This is a genomic window from Variovorax beijingensis (assembly GCF_003951285.1).
GTDB lineage: Bacteria > Pseudomonadota > Gammaproteobacteria > Burkholderiales > Burkholderiaceae_C > Variovorax > Variovorax beijingensis.
In genome coordinates this window covers 1-19,437 of the sequence record NZ_RXFQ01000026.1, presented here as the reverse complement: position 1 = coordinate 19,437, position 19,437 = coordinate 1, and the positions used below count along the sequence as shown (strand labels likewise).

Annotated in this window: 16 protein-coding genes; 9 read left to right on the top strand and 7 right to left on the bottom strand. The window is 64.6% G+C overall.

What is annotated here, in order from left to right:
• Window positions 1–49 precede the first annotated feature (49 nt).
• Complete coding sequence (locus tag EJO66_RS29555) at window positions 50–1,129, top strand: ParB/RepB/Spo0J family partition protein (RefSeq protein ID WP_124959903.1); 1,080 nt, start codon at window positions 50–52, stop codon at window positions 1,127–1,129.
• A 199-nt stretch (window positions 1,130–1,328) separates the two neighbouring features.
• Here the strand turns inward: EJO66_RS29555 and EJO66_RS29550 are convergent, their stop codons facing one another.
• On the bottom strand, window positions 1,329–1,667 hold the full coding sequence (locus tag EJO66_RS29550; protein WP_125966890.1) for a hypothetical protein: 339 nt from the start codon (window positions 1,665–1,667) through the stop codon (window positions 1,329–1,331).
• 389 nt (window positions 1,668–2,056) lie between these two features.
• Between EJO66_RS29550 and EJO66_RS29545 the strand changes: the two genes are divergently transcribed.
• The 4 genes from EJO66_RS29545 (at window position 2,057) to EJO66_RS29530 (ending at window position 6,183) form a co-directional block, all read left to right on the top strand.
• The gene (locus EJO66_RS29545; protein ID WP_124959901.1) at window positions 2,057–2,332 is read left to right on the top strand and encodes a hypothetical protein; all 276 of its coding nucleotides are present in this window, start codon (window positions 2,057–2,059) and stop codon (window positions 2,330–2,332) included.
• Window positions 2,329–4,221 (top strand): phage integrase family protein, encoded by a 1,893-nt coding sequence (locus tag EJO66_RS29540; protein ID WP_125966889.1) that lies wholly within the window; start codon window positions 2,329–2,331, stop codon window positions 4,219–4,221. Before EJO66_RS29545 ends, EJO66_RS29540 begins: the two co-directional genes overlap by 4 nt.
• Before the next feature lie 108 nt (window positions 4,222–4,329).
• Window positions 4,330–5,217, top strand: coding sequence for an amidohydrolase family protein (locus tag EJO66_RS29535; protein WP_125966888.1), 888 nt, complete (start codon window positions 4,330–4,332; stop codon window positions 5,215–5,217).
• A gap of 48 nt (window positions 5,218–5,265) precedes the next feature.
• Window positions 5,266–6,183 (top strand): LysR substrate-binding domain-containing protein, encoded by a 918-nt coding sequence (locus tag EJO66_RS29530; protein WP_125966887.1) that lies wholly within the window; start codon window positions 5,266–5,268, stop codon window positions 6,181–6,183.
• A gap of 422 nt (window positions 6,184–6,605) precedes the next feature.
• Here EJO66_RS29530 and EJO66_RS29525 read toward each other — a convergent pair whose 3' ends face one another.
• Genes EJO66_RS29525 through EJO66_RS29505 form a run of 5 tightly spaced genes read right to left on the bottom strand, consistent with a single transcriptional unit; the run spans window position 6,606 to window position 13,333 of the window.
• Window positions 6,606–7,697, bottom strand: coding sequence for a caspase family protein (locus EJO66_RS29525; RefSeq protein WP_125966886.1), 1,092 nt, complete (start codon window positions 7,695–7,697; stop codon window positions 6,606–6,608).
• Between the two features lie 26 nt (window positions 7,698–7,723).
• Window positions 7,724–10,210, bottom strand: coding sequence for a GAP1-N1 domain-containing protein (locus EJO66_RS29520; protein WP_125966885.1), 2,487 nt, complete (start codon window positions 10,208–10,210; stop codon window positions 7,724–7,726).
• A gap of 6 nt (window positions 10,211–10,216) precedes the next feature.
• Window positions 10,217–11,050 carry a TRAFAC clade GTPase domain-containing protein gene (locus EJO66_RS29515; RefSeq protein WP_125966884.1) on the bottom strand — a complete coding sequence of 278 codons (834 nt, stop codon included), beginning with the start codon at window positions 11,048–11,050 and terminating at the stop codon, window positions 10,217–10,219.
• Between the two features lie 3 nt (window positions 11,051–11,053).
• Window positions 11,054–12,010, bottom strand: coding sequence for a TRAFAC clade GTPase domain-containing protein (locus EJO66_RS29510; protein ID WP_206168906.1), 957 nt, complete (start codon window positions 12,008–12,010; stop codon window positions 11,054–11,056).
• 6 nt (window positions 12,011–12,016) lie between these two features.
• Window positions 12,017–13,333, bottom strand: a complete 1,317-nt coding sequence (locus tag EJO66_RS29505) for a GTPase-associated system all-helical protein GASH (protein WP_125966883.1) — start codon at window positions 13,331–13,333, stop codon at window positions 12,017–12,019.
• A 549-nt stretch (window positions 13,334–13,882) separates the two neighbouring features.
• Here EJO66_RS29505 and EJO66_RS29500 point away from each other — a divergent pair.
• From EJO66_RS29500 to EJO66_RS29485, 4 genes are all read left to right on the top strand, one after another.
• Window positions 13,883–14,200 carry a helix-turn-helix domain-containing protein gene (locus EJO66_RS29500; RefSeq protein WP_125966882.1) on the top strand — a complete coding sequence of 106 codons (318 nt, stop codon included), beginning with the start codon at window positions 13,883–13,885 and terminating at the stop codon, window positions 14,198–14,200.
• A gap of 121 nt (window positions 14,201–14,321) precedes the next feature.
• Entirely contained in the window at window positions 14,322–15,329 is a 1,008-nt protein-coding gene (locus EJO66_RS29495; protein WP_125966881.1) for an AAA family ATPase, read from the top strand.
• 3 nt (window positions 15,330–15,332) lie between these two features.
• Complete coding sequence (locus EJO66_RS29490) at window positions 15,333–18,017, top strand: S8 family peptidase (RefSeq protein ID WP_206168905.1); 2,685 nt, start codon at window positions 15,333–15,335, stop codon at window positions 18,015–18,017.
• Between the two features lie 13 nt (window positions 18,018–18,030).
• On the top strand, window positions 18,031–18,444 hold the full coding sequence (locus EJO66_RS29485; protein ID WP_125966880.1) for a restriction endonuclease: 414 nt from the start codon (window positions 18,031–18,033) through the stop codon (window positions 18,442–18,444).
• A gap of 319 nt (window positions 18,445–18,763) precedes the next feature.
• Here the strand turns inward: EJO66_RS29485 and EJO66_RS32720 are convergent.
• A partial coding sequence (locus EJO66_RS32720; protein WP_206168904.1) for a hypothetical protein occupies window positions 18,764–19,437 on the bottom strand: 674 nt, incomplete at its 5' end.

Here is a 19,437-nt window from a genome sequence, read left to right as displayed (position 1 = left end):
AGCTTTCCGGCATTGACGGCGGCGCAACCCGCGCCAAGGAGTGTCCATCATGGCTAGCACCCGCAAGCGGCTGGAGGCGTTGACTGCCGGCCTGATGCTTCCCGAGGCGGCAAAGGATCCGGCCGATGCGCCGGCCCCGGCCGCCGCTCCCGCCGTGCACCCGTCGGCCTCGAACGCCGTGGAAACCAGGTTTCCACCAGCCGTCGGCGGCTCGCTCGCACCGCGCACCGGCCCTGGCCAGATGATGGCTTTCCGTGGCCAGATCCAGCAGGTCGAGGGCGAGATGGCGGCACTGCGCGAAAAGCTCAGCCAGTACGAAGGCTCGCTGCCAACGCGCAAGATGGATCCCCAAACCATCCATCCGAGCCGTTGGGCGAACCGCCACGACGCCTCGTTCACAAGCAGTGCCTTCGCGGGCCTGAAGGCGGACATCGAGCATGCCGGCGGAAACGTCCAGCCGATCCTGGTGCGGCCGCTCAAGGACGAACCGGGCCAGTTCGAGATCGTCTTCGGCCATCGCCGGCATCGGGCCGCGCTGGAACTCGGCATTCCGGTGCTGGCGTCCATCTGGGTCGACGAACTCGGCGACGCGGCGCTCTTCGCCGCCATGGACCGGGAGAATCGCGAACGCGCGGATCTGTCCAACTACGAGCAGGGCCTGATGTACCAGCGCGCGCTGGAAGAGCAGTTGTTCCCGACGCAGCGCCAGCTGGCCGAGGCGCTCGGCGTGAGCCATACCTGGGTGCGCAAGGCGCTCATGGTGGCGCAGCTGCCGACGGCCGTGGTGGAGTGCTTCCGCAGCCCGCTGGAGATCAGCTTTCGCCATGCCGAGCAGATCAACGCCGCCATGGAAAAGGACCGCCGCGGCGTCCTCAAGCGCGTGGAAAGGCTGCGCGGCCACAGCCTCGCGCCGGCCATGGTCGTCGCCAGGCTGCTCGATGCCAAGCCCGGTTTCGAACGCTCGGAAAAGCTCGACATCCTGTCCGCGGGACAGAAGATCGGCACGCTGGTGCGCGCCAAGAGCGGAGAGATCACGATCACGATCGTTCCGGACGCTGCAACCGAGGCCAGCCAGGACGCGCTCGAAGCCGGCATCGCTGAGGCCTTGCGCAAGGCCCGCACGCTGTAGATTCGCCTGCCGGGGGAGGACGGCAGGGCCAATGTGAGAACCGTTGGGATTTCCTTCCGCCGCGACTCCCGGGCATCCGGCGGCCGCAACGGCACCCGGGCCGGCGTCAGGAAGTCGCCGGGCAGGGCAGGGAATCAAAGCCCGGCCCGGCCCGGCCCGGCCCGCCTCGTGGGAACCGGCCGGTTCGGGCTTTCGCCGCCTAGGGGCGGACCACAATGGCCGGGGGCTGGATGACGATCGCAGGGGGCTGGACGACAACGCCCGGCGGCGGGCCTGAATAGACCGGCGCTTCGTACACGGGGGCGCGCGAGGCGTGGTCCTTGCACTTGCGTTTTTCCTTGTACTCGCCGTGCTTCTCCCACTTGCGCTCGACCTTGCACCGGCCGTCCCGGAACTCTTCCTTGTACTCGCGGCCGCCGTGCCGTCCTTTGCCGCGGCCGTGGCCGCTCTCGTCCTTGTACGGGTCCGCGGCGGCGGGTGCAATGACGCCGGCGGCGAGCAAGGCAACCAGGGCCAGGGGGCGCACAAGGGGGTTCATGAAAGACCTCGAATGTGATTTGTTCCCATGCCGAATATCGTACGAGAGGGCAGCACGGCCGGCGCCTCGTGGGGCCCATACGGACAGGCCACAGGGCTTGCATGGACAGAGGCCGCTCGAGCCGGGGACCCGGGGGTCGGCGGCTGTTGCAAGCTTCCCACGGGGTTCCCGTGGCGATCTGCAGCTCGACGAACCCGGATAAAATCCAATCAAATCAACGACTTAGGCGAAGGTGCTCGCGAAGATGCTTGGTTGCAACACAAAATGTGTATTGATGATTACTTCAGTTATCATCAGCCAATCATGACAACGACCCCCGTACCAGACGGCCGGCCGGCATCTGCCAAGGCCATGGTCCATCCCGCCGTACCGGCGAGATGGACCTCCGCATGAGTGCGACAGACATGCCTGCCGTTCCCACACCCTCCCAACTGTCCCACATCGATGACGACGAGCTCGCGCGCCTGGCGTCGAGCTGGCGGGCCCTTGCGGGCCGCGGCGACCGCGAGGCCTTCGGCATCGCGCATGCGCTCGAGGTCGAGCAGCGTCGGCGCACGCGCGTGAGCCAGTTGCAGCAGCTGCCGGAGGACCCCGGGCCGCCGCCGCGCCCGTGGTGGAAGTTCTGGCAACCGGCCGGCGAGCGGAACCCGACATCGGCCTCATGAAGGCCCTGATTCCGCGCAAGCTGCACCGCGGACATTTCGCGTTCATGCGGGCGCTGGCCCAGGGGCTCGACGAACGGGCCAGCTGGGACCGCTACCTGCGCCTGGAAGGCGAACACACCGACCTGCGGACCGTGCGCCGCACCATCGCGTGGATCCGCGACGAATTCGCGGCGGCGGCGCGGCGCGAGCACAAGCCAGGCACCGCCCGGCTGATCCTGCTCGATGCGGACCGTTTCTCCGCGGCGCCGGCGCTGCCGAGCCTGGCCGAGTTCGCCGTGGCGAACGGCCTGGAGGATTTCTCCGAATCCGAACAGGTCGAGGCCTACGAGGCCGCCTACCCGGCCGCGGGCAGAACAGGGCAGGGCGCCCGGCCCTCGCGGCGCGCGCGCGTGGTCGAGCGCCAGCTCGAAGCGCTGCGCTGGCTCGAGAACCTGGTCGCCCAGGACCCGCGACCGCTGGACAGCGTGTCGGCATGGCTCAATCCCTCGGTGGCAGGCCGGCTGGAGCGCGCCGGCCTGCGCACGCTCCATGCGCTGGTCGAGCACATCAACGGCATCGGCTCGCGCTGGTGGGTGCATGTGCCGGGCGTGGGCGAGCTGAAGGCGGCGCGCATCCTCGACTGGCTGCGCGCCAACGAACAGGTGCTGGGGCTGCGCATCGGCGCCCACGCGATGACGCCCCGGGCGCAGCTCGGCCCGCTGGCGCTGGCCGCGGTGGTGCCGGGCGGCACCGCGCTCGTGCCTTATGAAAAGTTCGTGCTCCCCGCCGAGCTCGACGGCAGCGCAGGCACCAACCGCGCGCCGCGCGGGCAGTGCCTTCTGATGGCCGCCAACGACCACGAGGCCGTGGGAGCCTGGCTCAGCGCCAAGCGTGCGGGCGAGGCCACCGGCGACCTGTCGGCCACCCAGCGCGCCTACCGCAAGGAGGCCGAGCGCCTGCTGCTCTGGGCCGTGCTGGAGCGCGGGAAGGCCCTGTCGTCGCTCACCGTCGAGGATGCGATCGACTACCGCGACTTCCTGCTCGATCCGCCTGCCCACTGGTGCGGCGCGCGCCATCACCAGCGCTGGTCGCCGCTGTGGCGGCCGATGGAAGGGCCGCTGGCGCCGTCGGCGCTGCGCCAGGCCATCGCGATCCTGCGCAGCCTGCATGCCTTCCTCGTGAACCGGAACTACCTGGTGGGCAACCCCTTTGCCACCCTGGCGCCGCCCGCGAGCCTGCAGCAGCCGCTGGACTCCAGCCGCGCGCTGAGCTTCGCGCAGTGGGACCACGTCGATGCACTGCTTCAGGCGCATGCCGACACGGAAGCCAGGCGCCGGCTGCGGCGCGGCATGCGCTGGCTCTATGCGACGGGCCTGCGGCTGGCCGAGATCACCAGCGCCAAGTGCGAGGATCTGCAGCAGATCGAGTACCGCAGCGCCGATGGTGCGCTGGTCACCGGCTGGCAACTGGCAGTGGCCGGCAAGGCCGGGCGCTGCCGCCGGGTGCCGGTGCCGTCGGCGCTGGTGGCCGAGCTGGAGGACGAGCTCGCCCGCCACGGCTTCGAGCGGCAGGTCGGCGCCGTGAGCAACCGCGGCATCCACGTGCTGGCGCGCTTCGATGCCGAACTGCGCCGGCCGGCCGCATGGTCCGCCTCGGGCCTGTACCAGGCGATCAAGGCCTTTGTCGCCCAGGCCGCGGCCGGCCTGCGCGGCGCCGAAGCGCAGCAGCTAAAGAAAGCAAGCACTCACTGGCTGCGACACTCGCATGGATCCCATGCGCTGCGGGGCAGGGAAGGGCAGGTGCCGGTGCCGATCCAGGTCGTGCAGAACAACCTCGGACACGCCTCGGTGGGTACCACGGCCATGTACCTGGCCACCGCGCAGGCGCAGAGCCATACCGAAATGCGCTAGCTGCTAGTGCGCCTTGGCGCTCGCTCGCGGGCCGCAATCTGCGCAAGATGCGAGCCATGCAAACACCGGTTCCCTGCCTTTCGGTCCATGCCGCCATGGAGGCACGCCATGCCGGCTAGCACGATGGACAAGGACTGGCTGTGCTTTCACCCGGATCCGTCGAAGCCGCGCTTCACGCCGCCGCCCGGCGCGGTGGACGCGCACTGCCACGTCTTCGGCCCGGCGGCCGTGTTTCCCTACGCGCCCGAGCGCAAGTACACGCCCTGCGATGCTTCGCAGGACCAGCTCTTCGCGCTGCGCGACCTGCTGGGCTTCGAGCGCAACGTGATCGTGCAGGCCACCTGCCACGGCAGCGACAACCGTGCGCTGCTCGATGCCATCGCGCATTCGAACGGGCGCGCACGCGGCGTGGCCTCGGTTGCGCCGGACGTGAGCGAGGCGGACCTGCGCCGGCTGCACGAGGCCGGTATTCGCGGCGTGCGCTTCAACTTCCTCAGGCGCCTGGCGGACTTCACGCCGCGCGAGGTGCTGATGAACATCGCCGAGCGCATCGCGCCGCTCGGATGGCACGTGGTCGTGTACTTCGAGGCGCAGGACCTGCCAGAGCTCTGGGATTTCTTCACCCGCCTGCCGACGACCGTGGTGGTCGATCACATGGGCCGGCCCGACGTGACTCAGCCCATCAATGGGCCGCAGTTCGAGCACTTCGTTCGGCTGATGCGCGAGCATCCGAACGTGTGGTCGAAGGTAAGCTGCCCCGAGCGCATGTCGGTCTCCGGGCCGCCGGCCTACGATGACGTCGTGCCGTTCGCGCAGCGCCTGGTCGAGACCTTCCCGGACCGCGTGCTGTGGGGCACCGATTGGCCGCATCCCAACCTCAGGACGCACATGCCCGACGACGGCACGCTGGTCGACATGATTCCGCGCATTGCGCGCACCGCGCAGCTGCAGCAGCAACTGCTCGTGGACAACCCGATGCGGCTGTACTGGGCCTGAGAGCGGCAAGCGCTTGCCGCAGGGGATGGCGGGCCTAGACTCCACTTCATGGACCTCAAGCAGCTGGAGTACTTCGTTCGCGTGGCCGAGCTGGGGAGCTTCACGCGCGCGTCGATCATGATCGACGTGGCCCAGCCCGCGCTCAGCCGGCAGGTGCGCCAGCTCGAAGTGGAGCTGCGACAGAACCTGCTGACGCGCAATGGCCGCGGCGTCACGCTCACCGATGCGGGCACGCTGCTGCTGGCGCATGCCAGGGGCATCCTGCACCAGATCGAGCGGGCCAAGGAAGACCTCGGCCGCATGCGCGGCGCGCTGGCCGGCCGCGTCGCGGTAGGTTTGCCGCCGAGCATCGCCAAGCGCATTGCCGTGCCGCTGACCCGCGCCTTCCGGCAGCAGCTGCCCGATGCGCGCCTTGCCATCACCGAGGCGCTTTCGAGCGCCCTGCAGGAATCGGTGACCGCGGGCCGCATCGACCTGGCGCTGCTCTACAACCCTGCGCCCTCGGCCGACGTCGACAGCGTGGTTATCCTCGAGGAAGACCTCTACCTGGTCGGACCTGCCACGCAGCCCGGCGGGGAGGTCCCGCTGCGCGAAGTGGCGTCGCAGCCGCTCGTCATTCCGACCCAGCCCAACTCCATCCGCATGCTGGTCGAGGCGGAGCTGGCCAACATCGGATGCCGCCCGGCCATCGCGATGGAGATCGACGGCGTGGCCGCGATCCTCGATCTCGTCATCGACGGCGTGGGCTCGGCGGTGCTGTCCTCGAATGCGGTGCTCACCGCGCCTCGGCCGGAGGCTTTCGGCATCCGGCGGATCGTGGATCCGCCGCTGCGCAGCCGGCTGGCGCTGGCCGTCAGTTCGCAGCGGCCGGCCACGCTGACCCAGCAGGCCGTTCTCGAGCTGGTGCGCGAGGTGGTGGACCAGACGATGAACGCTTCGCCGCCACCGGTGTCGGTTCTCAGCTGACTCAGAATTCTTCTCAGTTAACTTGGAACTAAACGATCGTGAAATGGGAAAGCTCGCTGACTCCGCTGAAACGAGTCCCTGGCGTGCGGGGGGCGTTACAGCCGACATTCCTTCGGCCCCCTGAAGAGTAGGGCCTCAGCTTTCCGCTTAAGACTGATGTGAGTCGTTCGCGCATCCGTACTTGGACGGCAGCATCCGCCAACACCAGCCATTGAGCGTCGCCGGCTGCGAATGGCCGCGTCACCCTCGGAATCGGTTACTCGGCCGTGTGGCCGGCCGCGCACACGTCCGAATGGCAGCTTCTTCGTGTCGCGGCAGACTCATGTCACCTTAGGCGGAAGTAGAGTTCTGCGAATGAGCCGCGCAAAGATGACGTTCAACGTCAATGGTCAGCCCCTCGTCGGCTGTGCTCAACGACGGTCCTACAGCGATGTCAGCAGCTGGTGATTCGGGAAGTCTTCCTTCGCCGCCGCTATCAGAGAGCCAAAGTTGATGTTCTTGCCGCCTCCGCCTTGCTTGAGGGTCCGCATCGCGGAATGCCACATGGCTTGACCCGAGCCATGGAGTTGAAGCTTCGAAAGGTCGCCACCGGCCCGCGTCCACAACTCCTGTTCACGCGGCCCAGTCGGGAAGAGTTCGACGAGGCACTGCTCCAGCTGGCGCCAACGGTCAGCATCGACCGGCATTGACGGCGTGGAAGCGCTGGTGGGTGATTTCCTTCCGCCACGACTCAGCGCGATCGGGAAGTTCTGCTCAAGGTTGTCAGCCTTGAAGACGGGATGCTGGTCGTCCGAGACAGCCTTAGGAACCTCTTCGGCCACGTATTCGAACAGGTCGAAGACCTTGATGACCCCGCTGTTGTCTTTTTCCGCGGCGCCCTTTAGCCCTGCAAGCAACGCCGTGGTAAATATGCTGTTCCTCGCTCCCGAGAAGACGCCGGACTCCTCATCGGCGCGGCACGATGCCATCAAGGCTCGCCCTGTGCCGACCGCGAGCTTGGCGAAAGCGCTTGGGCTGTAACCAGACTTGAATTCGTGGCCTTGGCCGTCCCTCAGGCCCTTGGAAAGGGCGGCGCCGCCAGCGTGGCAGGAGTCGATGAAAACAAGGACGCGCTTTGCCTGGATTTGGCCGAGCGCGGCAGCCAGATCAGCGGAACTGATGGCGGTGCGTGCGAGGTCGGCAAGGTCGCTGTCCACGGTGAGCAGCGCACTGTCATCGCCACCGGCGCTCGGCAGAACTGCACCGTGGCCAGAGAAGTACACGCAGACGGTGTCATCTTCCCCGGCGCGGGCGGCCAGAGCGCCCAGACCAGCCAACACCGTTTGTCGCGTGGCATCGGCATTGAGCAGCGACACGACGTTGTCCTGCGCGTAGCCGCAGTAGTCAGCCGACGACAGCGTCGCGGCGATGTCCTTCACGTCGTTGAGGATTGCGGTCGGCAGGGATGAGATGTGTTGGTACGTAGAAACGCCGACCAGCAGCGCATGTCCTCGGTGGTAGCTAGGCGAACTCATGACTGAAATGGGTTGTGATGCGCGGGTTAGCGATAGCCCACGATGTCGGTGTCGCTGGCGTAGAGCCGCAACTGCTCGTTGTCGGGGAAGTCCTTCAGCATGTGGAAAAGAAGCTCTCGAGCTTTAGGTCGGCCACCGAACCGAACTGAACTCAGCGCCGCATGCCAACGGGCGGCGCCGCTCTGGAATCCTCCGGGAAGGTCAGACTTCTTTCCTCCTGCCCGTGACCAAAGCTGCTCGTCATCAGGACCGGCGGGGTAAAGATCGCATGCTGCATCTTCCAGAGCGGCCCATTTCTCAGTGACAGTCGGAGCAGACACGCCCAGCCGCCAGCGGGTAAACATGCCCAGCAACCCCGAACACGCGCGGAGCGCCGGCAAAAGGTCGGCGCTCCGACGCGTCGAATAAAAGTCGGCGAGAATATTCGCAGCACGGTCCCAGCGCCGCGATGCAACGAGCGTCCCCAGCCTCCCCGAGGAGGCGGTGGAAAGCACACTCATGCCCCGCAGCATCGTTTCGAGCCATGTGATGAACATCGACTCCGAGAGCGACGCAAGCGCGGCGACGATCGAAAGGCTTGCGTCGACTGGCACAGACGGCCTACCAAGGAGAGCTCGCAGGTGGGGGCTTGCAATGATGGCTCGCTCGAGTGTGTCTTCGGGCGCTGTTGCTTTGCCGCTAGTCCCAGCCTGTTCCAGCCATCCGGCTGCTGTTGCCTGCAGGTAGGCATCGCGTTGGGGCAGCCGATGCCAAAGTTCAGCTCGTCTCGGGAACGAACAGACATCCGCGAGCGGTGTGTGCGCCAAGACTTCGAGCAGGCTCGGCTCGACTGCATGCCCGTCGACTAGCTGCTCCAAGACGGTGTCTCGAACATCAGAGGGCTTCTTAGGCGCATTCCACAGCGAGGACTTCTTCTTGATTGCAGCGGCCCAGACCTGTTGAGCGGAGACGTGCTGGCCACGGATGCCGGAGAGCACTCTAGGGTCAGAAACCGCCATGTCCGCAGCCATGTCTACTAGCCGCGAGTCTTTCTCGCTGACCGCGCACTCCAACACCTGCGCAGCGTTCGCGTGGCCAAGCGCAGCCTTCAAGCCTTCGGAATGGCCAGCGGCCTTGTCGACCTTGAGCTGCTGGCGCGCTGCATCGCTCGGTGCGAGCGTCGCAGCCAGAACGGTGCCATGGGCCACCAGCCAGCGCTTCTTCAACATAGGCGCGAGCACCTGCTCCGGCTTGACGACCGAGAGCTTCTTGGGCACAGCAGCGGCGAGACGCTGCTCAAATGCGCGCTCAGTCGGCAGGGCATCCACGACCGCAGAAAACGCGGGCGAGTTGCCCTCGGCCCACCGCCAGACCGCGTTGTAAATTGGCGCACCGTCCTTGCGTGACGCGGCCAGCAGCCCCGAGGTAGCAGCGGCCCGCCACGGTTCGAACGCAAGCTCCTCATCTCCAGCGGCTTGTGCGAGTTCACCGAGTTCAGCGTCCTGCGCCGGCTCGAACTTCAGCTTGGCCACAGCAAGCTCGACAGCCGACCAGAACTGCTCGGCCTGCGAGAACCCGGCCAAGAGCAGATTCCGCAAGACGAGCAGCTGGCTAGCGCTGGCAGAAGGGACGAGTCCCACAAGCCTGCTCAGGAGCGCGCTTTTGGTGGCAACGCCAACTTTCGGGTCCGAGGAGATACCGTCGACCATGCGAACCGCCGAAAGGAGGTCATCGAAATCGCCCCTGCCTTCAAGTAAGGTGTGTAGTCTCTCAAGACGGCTTAAATCCTTGACCGTCGAAAGCGTAACCCCGAGGTCGGCCGCGAGCGCCACCAAGGGGGCGAGCGGCCGTTGACCACAAAGCACCGCAGCCACCGCCGACGCCGGCACAGCGTCATCCGGATTGACCACCGCATGCTTCAGCCAGCGAGCGCGAAGCTGCTCAGGCGTGCAGACAATTGTGGGCAGCGGCTGCTCCACCAAGTCGGTTGGCCCAAAGCTCAGTCGAAACGCAAAGGAGCGACGCATCTCGAGGCTGAGGTTCTGCCAAAGCGCATCGACCAGACCCTCAAATCCTGGCACGCCTACGCTCACGACCGGCAGTTGCTGCTGCGTCGCCAGCGCATTGGCCGCTCCGACCAGATCAGGTGCATACAGCTCATGACTGCCAGCAAGTTGAAGGTCGAGAGTCGTGATCCAAATCGGGAACTGGTCTACGGCCATTGCCAGAAGCCCGAACAGCGGGGCCAGGCTGCCGAGGCCACATAGGTCGTCCAAGCTCACTATGAGCGCGTGAGATAGGACCATACCTCCGCGGGACGCACTGGAGTCCAGGAACGTCTTGGCAATCACATAGTGGTCGCCAACGGGGAAGCCACGGACGAACGGCGACCACCCCTGCACCCCGCCGGGAACGCCGTCGGGAAGGTCCAGCCGGCCGTAGATTTCCGCCGCAAGCCGAGATTTGTCGCTCGATTCCCGCAAGCCATGACCACGCTCGCCAACTTGACCGTAGACGGCCTGTTCAACTCGCATTTGCGCTCAGGCCGGTTGGGCCATCAGCCGCTGGATAGGCAGCGTGATGTCCTTGTCTTTCTTGCCATCAGGCAAGATGACGTAGCCGAATTCCTCTGGGCCGCGAATCGCGTACTCCTCATTCGACTCGGTCTTGCTGAGCGCCTTCTCTAGGGCCGACAGCCCCATTACGGTGGGGGATTCCCAGTTGCTCCGGACAAACGACCAGAACATCGGCAGCGTTGCTGCAAGCATCTTCTCTGGCGTCTCGCTGGTTTCAAGCTCATCCCAGCAGCTCAGCAGCACCGTCAGGCGAGGCTTGCGTAGCTTGCGGTCAAGGTTCAGCTGGGCGAGGTAGAGCAGCATCTGCAGGAGCTCTATCGTCCTGGCCTGGTCTGACGGCTCGTACTCGGTGACTTCTTTGATCTCAGGGCCGGTAAAGGCCTGCAGCGGCCGGGAGAACAGGTCGTCCTCTGCACGCAGCGAGTGCAAACGAAGCAGCACGACCCAATCCGTTGCGGCCAGGACGCGCTCACGCCACGCAGCAGGAATGCGCCTCTGCTTCACAAGGTTGCGCACCTGCTCGCCACCGTAGTCTGGCCATACGAGTTCCGCGGTGCGGCCGGCCTCGTCCTTGATGGGCCAGACGCTCTCGACGTAGGTGCTGGCGGGGGTGTGGTCGGTCGCTTTGCCGTCGGCCAGGCAGCTGAGCGCAGTGGTGAAGGCTTCCAGGTTCGTCGCGGCGCCATTGCGCTTGAGCGCGCACGACTCGACCATCAGTCGCTTCAAGAACTGCGCGCCGTAGTGGGTCTTGCCGACATTCGATTCACCGACCAAAAGTATGCTGTGTTGGGCGAGCACCGGTTATCTCCTACCGTAGCGGAACAGCGGGTCGTGGCCGGCCACTTCCGATGTGGGCAGCTGCACGCCTAGGCGCTTGGTCTCAAGGATCCAGCTGAACAGCTTCTGAAAGCCTTCCGCGGCTTCGACCTCGCCGCGTTTGAAAACGCTGACCGTGAACTCGGGCACATTGGATGCAGTGGAGCCCAATGCCTTCCTGATTTGCGCCTCCATCGCTGGCGCCACTTCCACATCGCCTTTGGTCCAAACAAGAGCCAAGCGCCGGCCTTGTGATTCAGCGACCGCACGCTGAGCCAGCAGCTGGAACTCGTTTCTGGCGGTTCCCTTCACGGGCCCAGCGAGCGCTTGGCGGTCGGCAATCAGCAAGGTGACGTCAGCATGCTTGGCAATCCAGCGGGCGCCTTCGGCTTCCGAAGATTGCTGATTGACGGACCACTTCTGGAACCACTCTCCCGGGGCATCAGCGAAAAGCAGATCGCGCAGCGATCCATCCTGGCGACGGAAGGCCAGGTGGAGCATGCCCGGTGCTCGTGCGGCCCGGCTGGTGGTGTGCGGTGGGAAGTGAGGGGCTTGTTGGCCAGGTTTCCAGCGAAGGTTATTGGCGACAGCCTCCCAACCAGCCAGCGTGTACGAGCTGCTGAAGAGGCTGTCTTCGGATGTCAGGTTGCCACGACCGAGCACCAAGTAGAACGCGGCCAGCACCGTGGTTTTGCCTGAGCTTTCCGGGCCCACGATTCCAACGGTGATGGGTTTGCCCCTGCCGCTGATGAAGTTGAGGTCGGACTCGCCCAGGGCGGAGCCGCTCCACGGCACGGCCAGCTCGTCTTGTTGATTAGGTTGCGTGGACGTGGAGGTTTGGACGGCCTTCTTCCACTCAGGGCAATTTGCGAGCTTGATGTGGCCCAGAGAGCATGTGATGTTGTCGTCAGCGGAGCATTTGGGGTGCGGACAGCGGTCCATGGCGACCTACTTCCGCTTCGAACGCTTGATGCCAGTGTTGGTCGCTCGCGCGCTCTGGAGTTCTCGGAAAAGGTAGGTGCCCCACTCGGCGGGCGTCATCTTTGCGGTTGCATCGATGCCGACAAGCGCGCGGAACTTCCCGGCGTCGATGGCTCCAGGGTTCTGCGGGTGACCAATTACCGACAGCAGCGGGCCACGTCCTTCCGCTGCTTGCGCGTATTGCGCCGCGAGGCTGCGGAACGGCTGCATGAATGCGGTCGTACGGGCATCTTGAACTAGCACGGCGACTTCCCGCTTGCCGCCATCCGCACCAGACGGCTCTGCGGGCAGGCAGCGGATCGATTCCTTCAGAAACGACGATACGCTGGCTGGCGAGTACGTCGGAACCTGCTCATGGAGGTCCAGCGCCATCAGGGCGGCCGCCTCATAGGGAGGCAGGTCGAGATAACTCTCGTGGGCACTGGGCGAGTAGAGGGCTTCCTTCCACCAAAGGAGGTTGGTGCGGCGTTGCAGACCGGCCGTGGCAGTGCTGAAGCTAGCAAGGACGTTGTCCACGTGAACCGCAACTGCATTCGCCAACGCCGTCAATGGCTTCGACAGGTCGACGGGAGCGGGCTTCAATCCCTCAACTGCAGAGTCGATGGCTTGGGCAACGGCCTCGCTCATCTTGCTGGCGAACTCTGCCGACCACTGCTGAGGATGGTGGCTCGGCTGATACTGGTTCGAATTCGTACCGCCCCAAGGACCAGCTGCAGCATGCATCTGGGTGCTCAGACTGCTGCGCTCGACCTTAGTGGGCTTGAAAGAAGCGGTGACAGCAGCTGGAGGGCTGTACTGCAGCGCCGCGACGGCAATCATTTCCGGCGTAGCCCACTCCTCCTCAGCGCGGGCATCGACTTTGGTTTCAATCTCGCCAACCGCCTCGCGCCAGACCTCCTCCTCGTCAGAGGTCTCTGCCTGTGCCAGGGCGTTGCGCGCCGTGTTGACGAACGCAACCGCGATTGCGTCATCCAGCCGGGCGGCCAGGACGATGGCATCAAGGAGGATTGCTCGCAGGATGGCCACGGGAGGACGGGCGTACGCGTTGGACACGGTCTCCCACTGCTTGCGCAGCGCCGTCATCGCCTCTTGGATGGTCGTATCGTCCGATGCGATGCCAGGGTCAGCGGCTGCCATGGTGAAGCAGACCGTCTTGGCAGGGGCCTTCTTCAAGACCGCGGAAAGGTCTTTCGCTGTCGCGCGCAGCTTTTCGAGTTTGGTGTCATCGCCTTTCAGATCGATAGCACCAATCTCGAGGAATCTCATCAGATATTCGCTACTCATTCGCGGCCCTCTTGCCATTTTCGATTTGCAACAGATCGTAGCTTAACGCCCCAAACTGCGCAGATTCGCGGCTCGCCGGCCGGGCTGCGCCGGCGGCGGGCCGAATGCTTGGACGGCTACTCCGCCATCGACAGCAGCCATTGGTGAACGTAGGTCAACCAGTGAGCCGTTGACCGATTTGGTCTACAGAGCGTGAGCCGGGCCTCATGCCCCGACAGACGGCAATCGCTGCACAACCGTCCTTCGCGTGCGCCCGCTTCAGACTGGTTGCTGACGGTCGACCGCGGCCTCCTGAGCGTCAGCGGCCGCGCAAAGCAGACCTTCGCGAACACCAGCTCGAGACTGACTGCTGTCATCGGCGTCGGCCACCTGAGCGGGGCGTTTCCGGAGACCGAGACCTGGGGCTCGGGGCTCGGGGCGCGCAGAGCGTGGCAGCCGGCCGCCTGTGGTGGCGACGCCATACCAAGGAACTCAGCTTGCGAGCCTGTAGCACCAGGTGCTATAAACTGCAAAGTTTTCTTGATAGCGTGCCGGCAGAGGTGGATTGCGATGCGCAAGACGAGGTCACCCATCATTGAAGCCGTGCGCGACACGGCCAAAGGGCTGCATAAGGCCAGCGAGATGGATCATCAAGTCACGCTGCGCGAATTTGACCCGCTCTGGCTGCCGCCGGTCGAGCCGTTGGAGCCTGCCGAGATCAAGCGCATCCGCGAAAGCGCGCATGTCAGCCAAGCGGTGTTTGCGCGCCTACTGAACACGAGTCTCTCGACTGTTCAGAAGTGGGAGATCGGGCAGAAGAAGCCCGCAGGCACTGCGCTCAAGCTGCTGCATCTGGTTCAGAAGCGGGGCCTGGAGGCCGTCGCATGACTGCGATGCTCCGGCAACACTCGATCAGGCCGCAAGTGCGCGGACCAGCCTTTGGCAATGGAATCCAGCTCGTCGGCGTGCTACCACTCGTCCGACGGCTCGCAAGTAAAGGTAATGTCGCATGAACGCCGATATTCTCAAAAGAGTAGTACGAGCCATTGCAGATGGCTCACAGAGTGACCTGGATCGGCTGGCGAGCAAGATCGTCGAAGCTGAACGGAAGACCGGACATGTCCGGCTCGCCGCTCAGCTCGAAGCGATCCTGAAGCAGCCCAAGGCCAAACGGTCCGACACGCCCTCAGCGGCGGTGAATGTCGATCGGACGCTCAAAGAGCTGCCCCTCAGCCGCCGCCATGGCGAAAACCTGGCCACGCTCATCCCGCACGATCAGCTTGAGCACCACATGGTGCTGCCGGACGCGGTCGAGCAGCGCTTCGCGCGCATCGAGGCGGAATATGCCGCGCGCGATCGCCTGCGCGTCTTCGGGTTCAAGCCGCGGAAGACGGTGCTGCTCTACGGCCCACCCGGCTGCGGCAAGTCCCTGGGGGCCAAGCGTCTCGCCTGGAACACAGGCCTGCCGCTGATGAAGGTGCGGTTCGACGTGCTGATTTCATCCTTCTTCGGCGAGTCGGCGCAAAACCTACGCTCGATCTTCAGCGCCGCGCGAGAAAAGCCCTGCGTGCTGCTGCTCGACGAATGCGACTTCATCGCGAGGTCGCGCACCGCGTCAAAAGACATCGGCGAGGTATCCCGCATCGTCAATTCGCTGCTCCAACTCATGGAGGAGTACGACGCACCGGGCCTGCTGGTGGCAACAACCAATCTGGAATCGGCTCTCGACCCCGCGTTGTTCCGCCGCTTTGATGATGTGTTCTCGATCCCGCTGCCAGGCCCCGGGGAGATCGAAAAGCTGCTGCGCATGACGCTCTCCACTGTGCGCTTTGAACAGCCGATGCATTGGGGCCAATTGGCTTCGAAGCTGAACGGCTCTTCTGCGGCGATGGTGGTCAAAGCAGCGCAGGATGCGGCAAAGGCCGCTGTTCTCGCAGGCGGCCAGACCCTGGCGCATGGCATGCTGGCGCAAACCATCGAAGAACTGCAGCGGCACGACGGGGCGCACAGGGGATAAGGCATGCCCGGCCAGCACAACTTCGAACACCTGCCGCTCTTACTCCGCTATCAAGGTCGTGCGCGCCTGCCCAGTGGAGGCAAGACCAATCCCCAAACGCTTGCCAACAAGAACGCCCGGCAGGCGCACAGCGCCACGCTGCAAGGTGCCGCACAAGCACTGTCGGGCAATTGGAAGCAGCGCCAGGCACAACGCCAAGGCCAAGCACTGCCGGTCATACCGAACGGCATCCCCATCCTGCTTAAGGTGGACCCGAGGCTGGACCTCGATGTGCTGCGGGAGTACTTCGATTTCGAGATCGTGGCGGAGCAGGAAGAGGGCTATGTCATCGTCGCGTCGGCAGACATCGACGTGGCGTCGTTCCTCGCCATGGTCAATGGCTTTGCCGTGAACGTTCATGGCTCGGCCACGATTGCCAGCATCCATCAGTTGTTTGATGACCCCAATCAGACCGACCGGCTCGGCCGCATCTTGTCGGACCGGCTCTTTGCCGAATGGGGCAACATCGCCGACGCTCAAGACTTCATTGTCGATGTCGGCATCGCCTGTGCCGGCACCCAGGAAATCCCAGCGGTGCCAAAGCGCGGCAAGCGCGATACCGACGCCTCCTGGGCCGCGAAAGAACTCGACTGGTCGCAAAAGCGCAATGCCGCCTACGACACCTGGGAAGCGCTGAAGATCGAGCGCGAGAACCAGATTGAGAGCTTCCGCGCGGTTTACCAGGGCGAGATCCTCCACAATATCGATGGCGCGCCGTTCAGCGCCGGCGTGCTGCCCGACAGCTTCACGGTTCGGCTCAAGATTTCGGGGAAGGGGCTCAAGGACTTCGTCCTGAACTATCCCTACATCTTCGAAGTTTTGGAGCCCGAAGACATCGTTCTGCCGCAAGCGGTCGCGGCCCAGTCCGGTCAGGCAGGCCAACAGGTCGCTCCGACTCCGCCCAATGCGGATGCGCCAGCGGTCTGCGTGATCGACAGCGGCATTCAGGAAGGGCATGCCTTGCTTGAGCCGGCCGTCGATCAGGCCGCATCGCACTGCTTTCTGCCTGGAACGGCCGCCACAGCGGTAGCGGATGAAGTCGCGCCCGGAGGCCACGGCACCAGGGTGGCCGGAGCCGTGCTTTACGGCGAGGAAATCCCCACGGCCGGTGCGCCGGCACTGCCGTTCTGGATTCAGAACGCGCGCGTGCTCAATGCGCAAAACCTGATGCCCGTCACGTTCTTCCCGCCGGAGGCCATACGGCAAGCCGTCGAGCGCTTCAACGACGGGGTGCGACAGACGCGCATCTTCAATCACTCCATCAACGCGCGCGGCTATTGCCGCACGCGCTACATGTCCGCATGGGCGGCGGAGATCGACCAGCTTTGCAATGAGCGCGACGTGCTGGTCGTGCAGAGCGCGGGGAACCTGCCAATCGAAGGGGCCGCGCCGCTGCTTGGCATCCGTGAGCACCTTGCCGCTGGCCGGGACTACCCCGGCTATCTCACCGAGGATTCCGTCCGGGTCGCCAATCCAGGTCAGAGCCTGCAAGCGCTGACCGTCGGCTCCGTGGCCTACGACGTTGCGGAATCAGGCGCATGGCGCACCTTCGCGATCCAGCCCGATGGCCCGTCTGCCTTTTCGCGGACGGGGCCAGGCATCTGGAACGTCATCAAGCCGGAAGTCGTTGCTTACGGCGGCGATGCTGTCCGCACGACCAACAACCCGCCCGATATCCAAGGTGGCGGCCGCATCCCGGCTGCTTGCCCCGAGCTGGTCAGGTCAACGCTGCATACAGTAGGCCCGGCATCCGATCGCGACGATGCCGGCACCTCTTATGCCGCTCCCAAAGTCGCCCGCATCGCGGCACACGTGCAACGCGTGCTGCCCGACGAACCGGCGCTGCTGTACCGCGCGCTTGTCGTGCAATCGGCGCAATGGCCGACCTGGGCGGAAGACGTGCTGACGCGCCTGCGCAATCCTCCCGATAACCAGCCTCAGGCAGAGAAGCAGGCCTTGCTGGGTGCGGCATCGCATGCGCTGCGCTGCCTGGGGTACGGCATTCCTGATGAGCAACGCGCGACGGCGAACACCGATCACCGCACGACCTTCATCACCAGCGGCGAAACCCAGATTCACGCGGCCGAGTGCCACGTCTATCAGGTGCCGATCCCGCCGGAGCTTCGCCAACAGGCGGATGAATTCGATGTGCGGATTGATGTCACGCTGTCCTACGTGGCTCAGCCTCGCCGCACGCGCCGGAACTTGCGGCGTTATCTCTCGACCTGGGTTGACTGGAAGACCAGCAACCTCGGCGAAGGCCTCAACGATTTCAGGGTACGCGCCTTGAAAAACGCCGCGAATGACGATGAGCCTTTGCCTGGATCGACCTTGCCATGGACCTTGCACGAAAAGCCGCAGTGGGGCGTAATCCGCGATCACAAGCGCAACAGCGGCACGGTGCAAAAGGACTGGGCCATCGTTCGCTCGAACGCGCTGCCCGACCACTTCTGCATCGCCGTGGTAGGTCACCAGGGTTGGAGCCACGATCCGGGTTCAGTCGCCCGCTACGCCCTTGCGGTGACGTTTGAAATCCAGGGCGGTGAGATCACGATTTACGAACCTCTGCGCGCTGCCATTGCCGAACTGCAAGCCCAGACGGAAGAGATCGAGGCCGAGGCGGAAATGGAAGTCGAAGTCGGCGAATAAAGGCAGGTGATGGATGAGCCGCTATGACTACAAATCGCTGTCTCCCCTGGACTTCGAAGAGCTGACACGGGATCTGCTGCAGGCCGAGTGGCATGTCGCGATGGAGGCTTTCAAGTGCGGACGCGATCAAGGCATTGATCTCCGCTACGCGCCGCTGGCAGGCGGCACGACAATCGTGCAGTGCAAGCACTACGCATCATCGTCCATCAGCAATTTGCTGTCGCATCTGCGTAGCAGCGAGCTCCCAAAGGTTGAGCGGCTTCGCCCGCAGCGCTATGTCCTTGTGACTTCGCTGCCGCTTTCACCGGCTGACAAGGACAAGCTGATCGAGCTTTTCAAGCCTTTCATCTTGGGGCCGGCCGATGTCATCGGCGCCGATGATCTGAATGGCCTGCTGAGCCGCCACCCCGATACCAGCCCATCGTGATGCAAACCGACGTGGGCGAGCCCGCGCACGACAACGGCGTGAGGGCAGGTGTTGGACAAGCCTCTAAGGAGGAAACCGCGGAATGCACCGCTGCGGCTCAAGAGGGCGACGAAGCTATGGGGATTCGGGCATCGGCGATTGAGGACCGAAGCACCGGAAGTTGGCTAGCATGACCTGTTCGATGTACATGTTCTCTCCCTGCCGGCGCGAACGTGCACACACACGACGCCGGTGTTTTTTCTGGAATGTACAGGTTGTGTGTTGAGCAATGGGCTACACCACGCCGCAACCAAAGGCGGCGTGCAAGCCATTAGCTGCCTTAGCGGGTGGGGTCGGGCCGCCCCCGGCCATCCTCTTCCGAGGGCGTCGCCTCATCCTCGCGGTCCCAAACGTCTCGGACGCTCCTCCACTCCGCCATTTGGCCCTCGTCAAACATGAAGCGGCCGGCTACCTCACCCTCGGTTCCCGGCTCAGCGTGCGGAAAGGACTTTTCCAGCGATGCCGACAGGAACGCAGCGTTTTCCTCCACGAACCAGCGTAAAGACAGGAAGTCGTGGGTAACGCGTAGGAAGTGCTGCTCTGCGATACGGAAAACGCCAGCCGAGAAGTCCTCTGCGTCCCGCGAAATCTGAAATGCCCAGGTGCCGTCGAACAGCGCCACCGCATGGACGCCGGCCTGGCGGAACAGCTCCTTTGCGTGCATTACGTCGACCACCACAAAGATGAGCACCTCCCGCTGGATGAACGCTAGCGTGTTGCCAGTGTCCAGCGTCAGCGTGAAGGGCAACATGTGCCACCACGTCGAGTCCGGCGTGGGATGCACCACCAGGCGCCCCTTACCCAAGAACGGCAACAGCGACTCATCCAGAACGGCTGTCTCCTGCCCTTGCTCGAGGCGTGCTACCTGGACTGCGATGTACCACAGGCCTGTCTCAGGCTCCGCCATGGCAGTGCCGTTGAGCATGGCTTGGCGGATGCAGTTGTTCATCACGC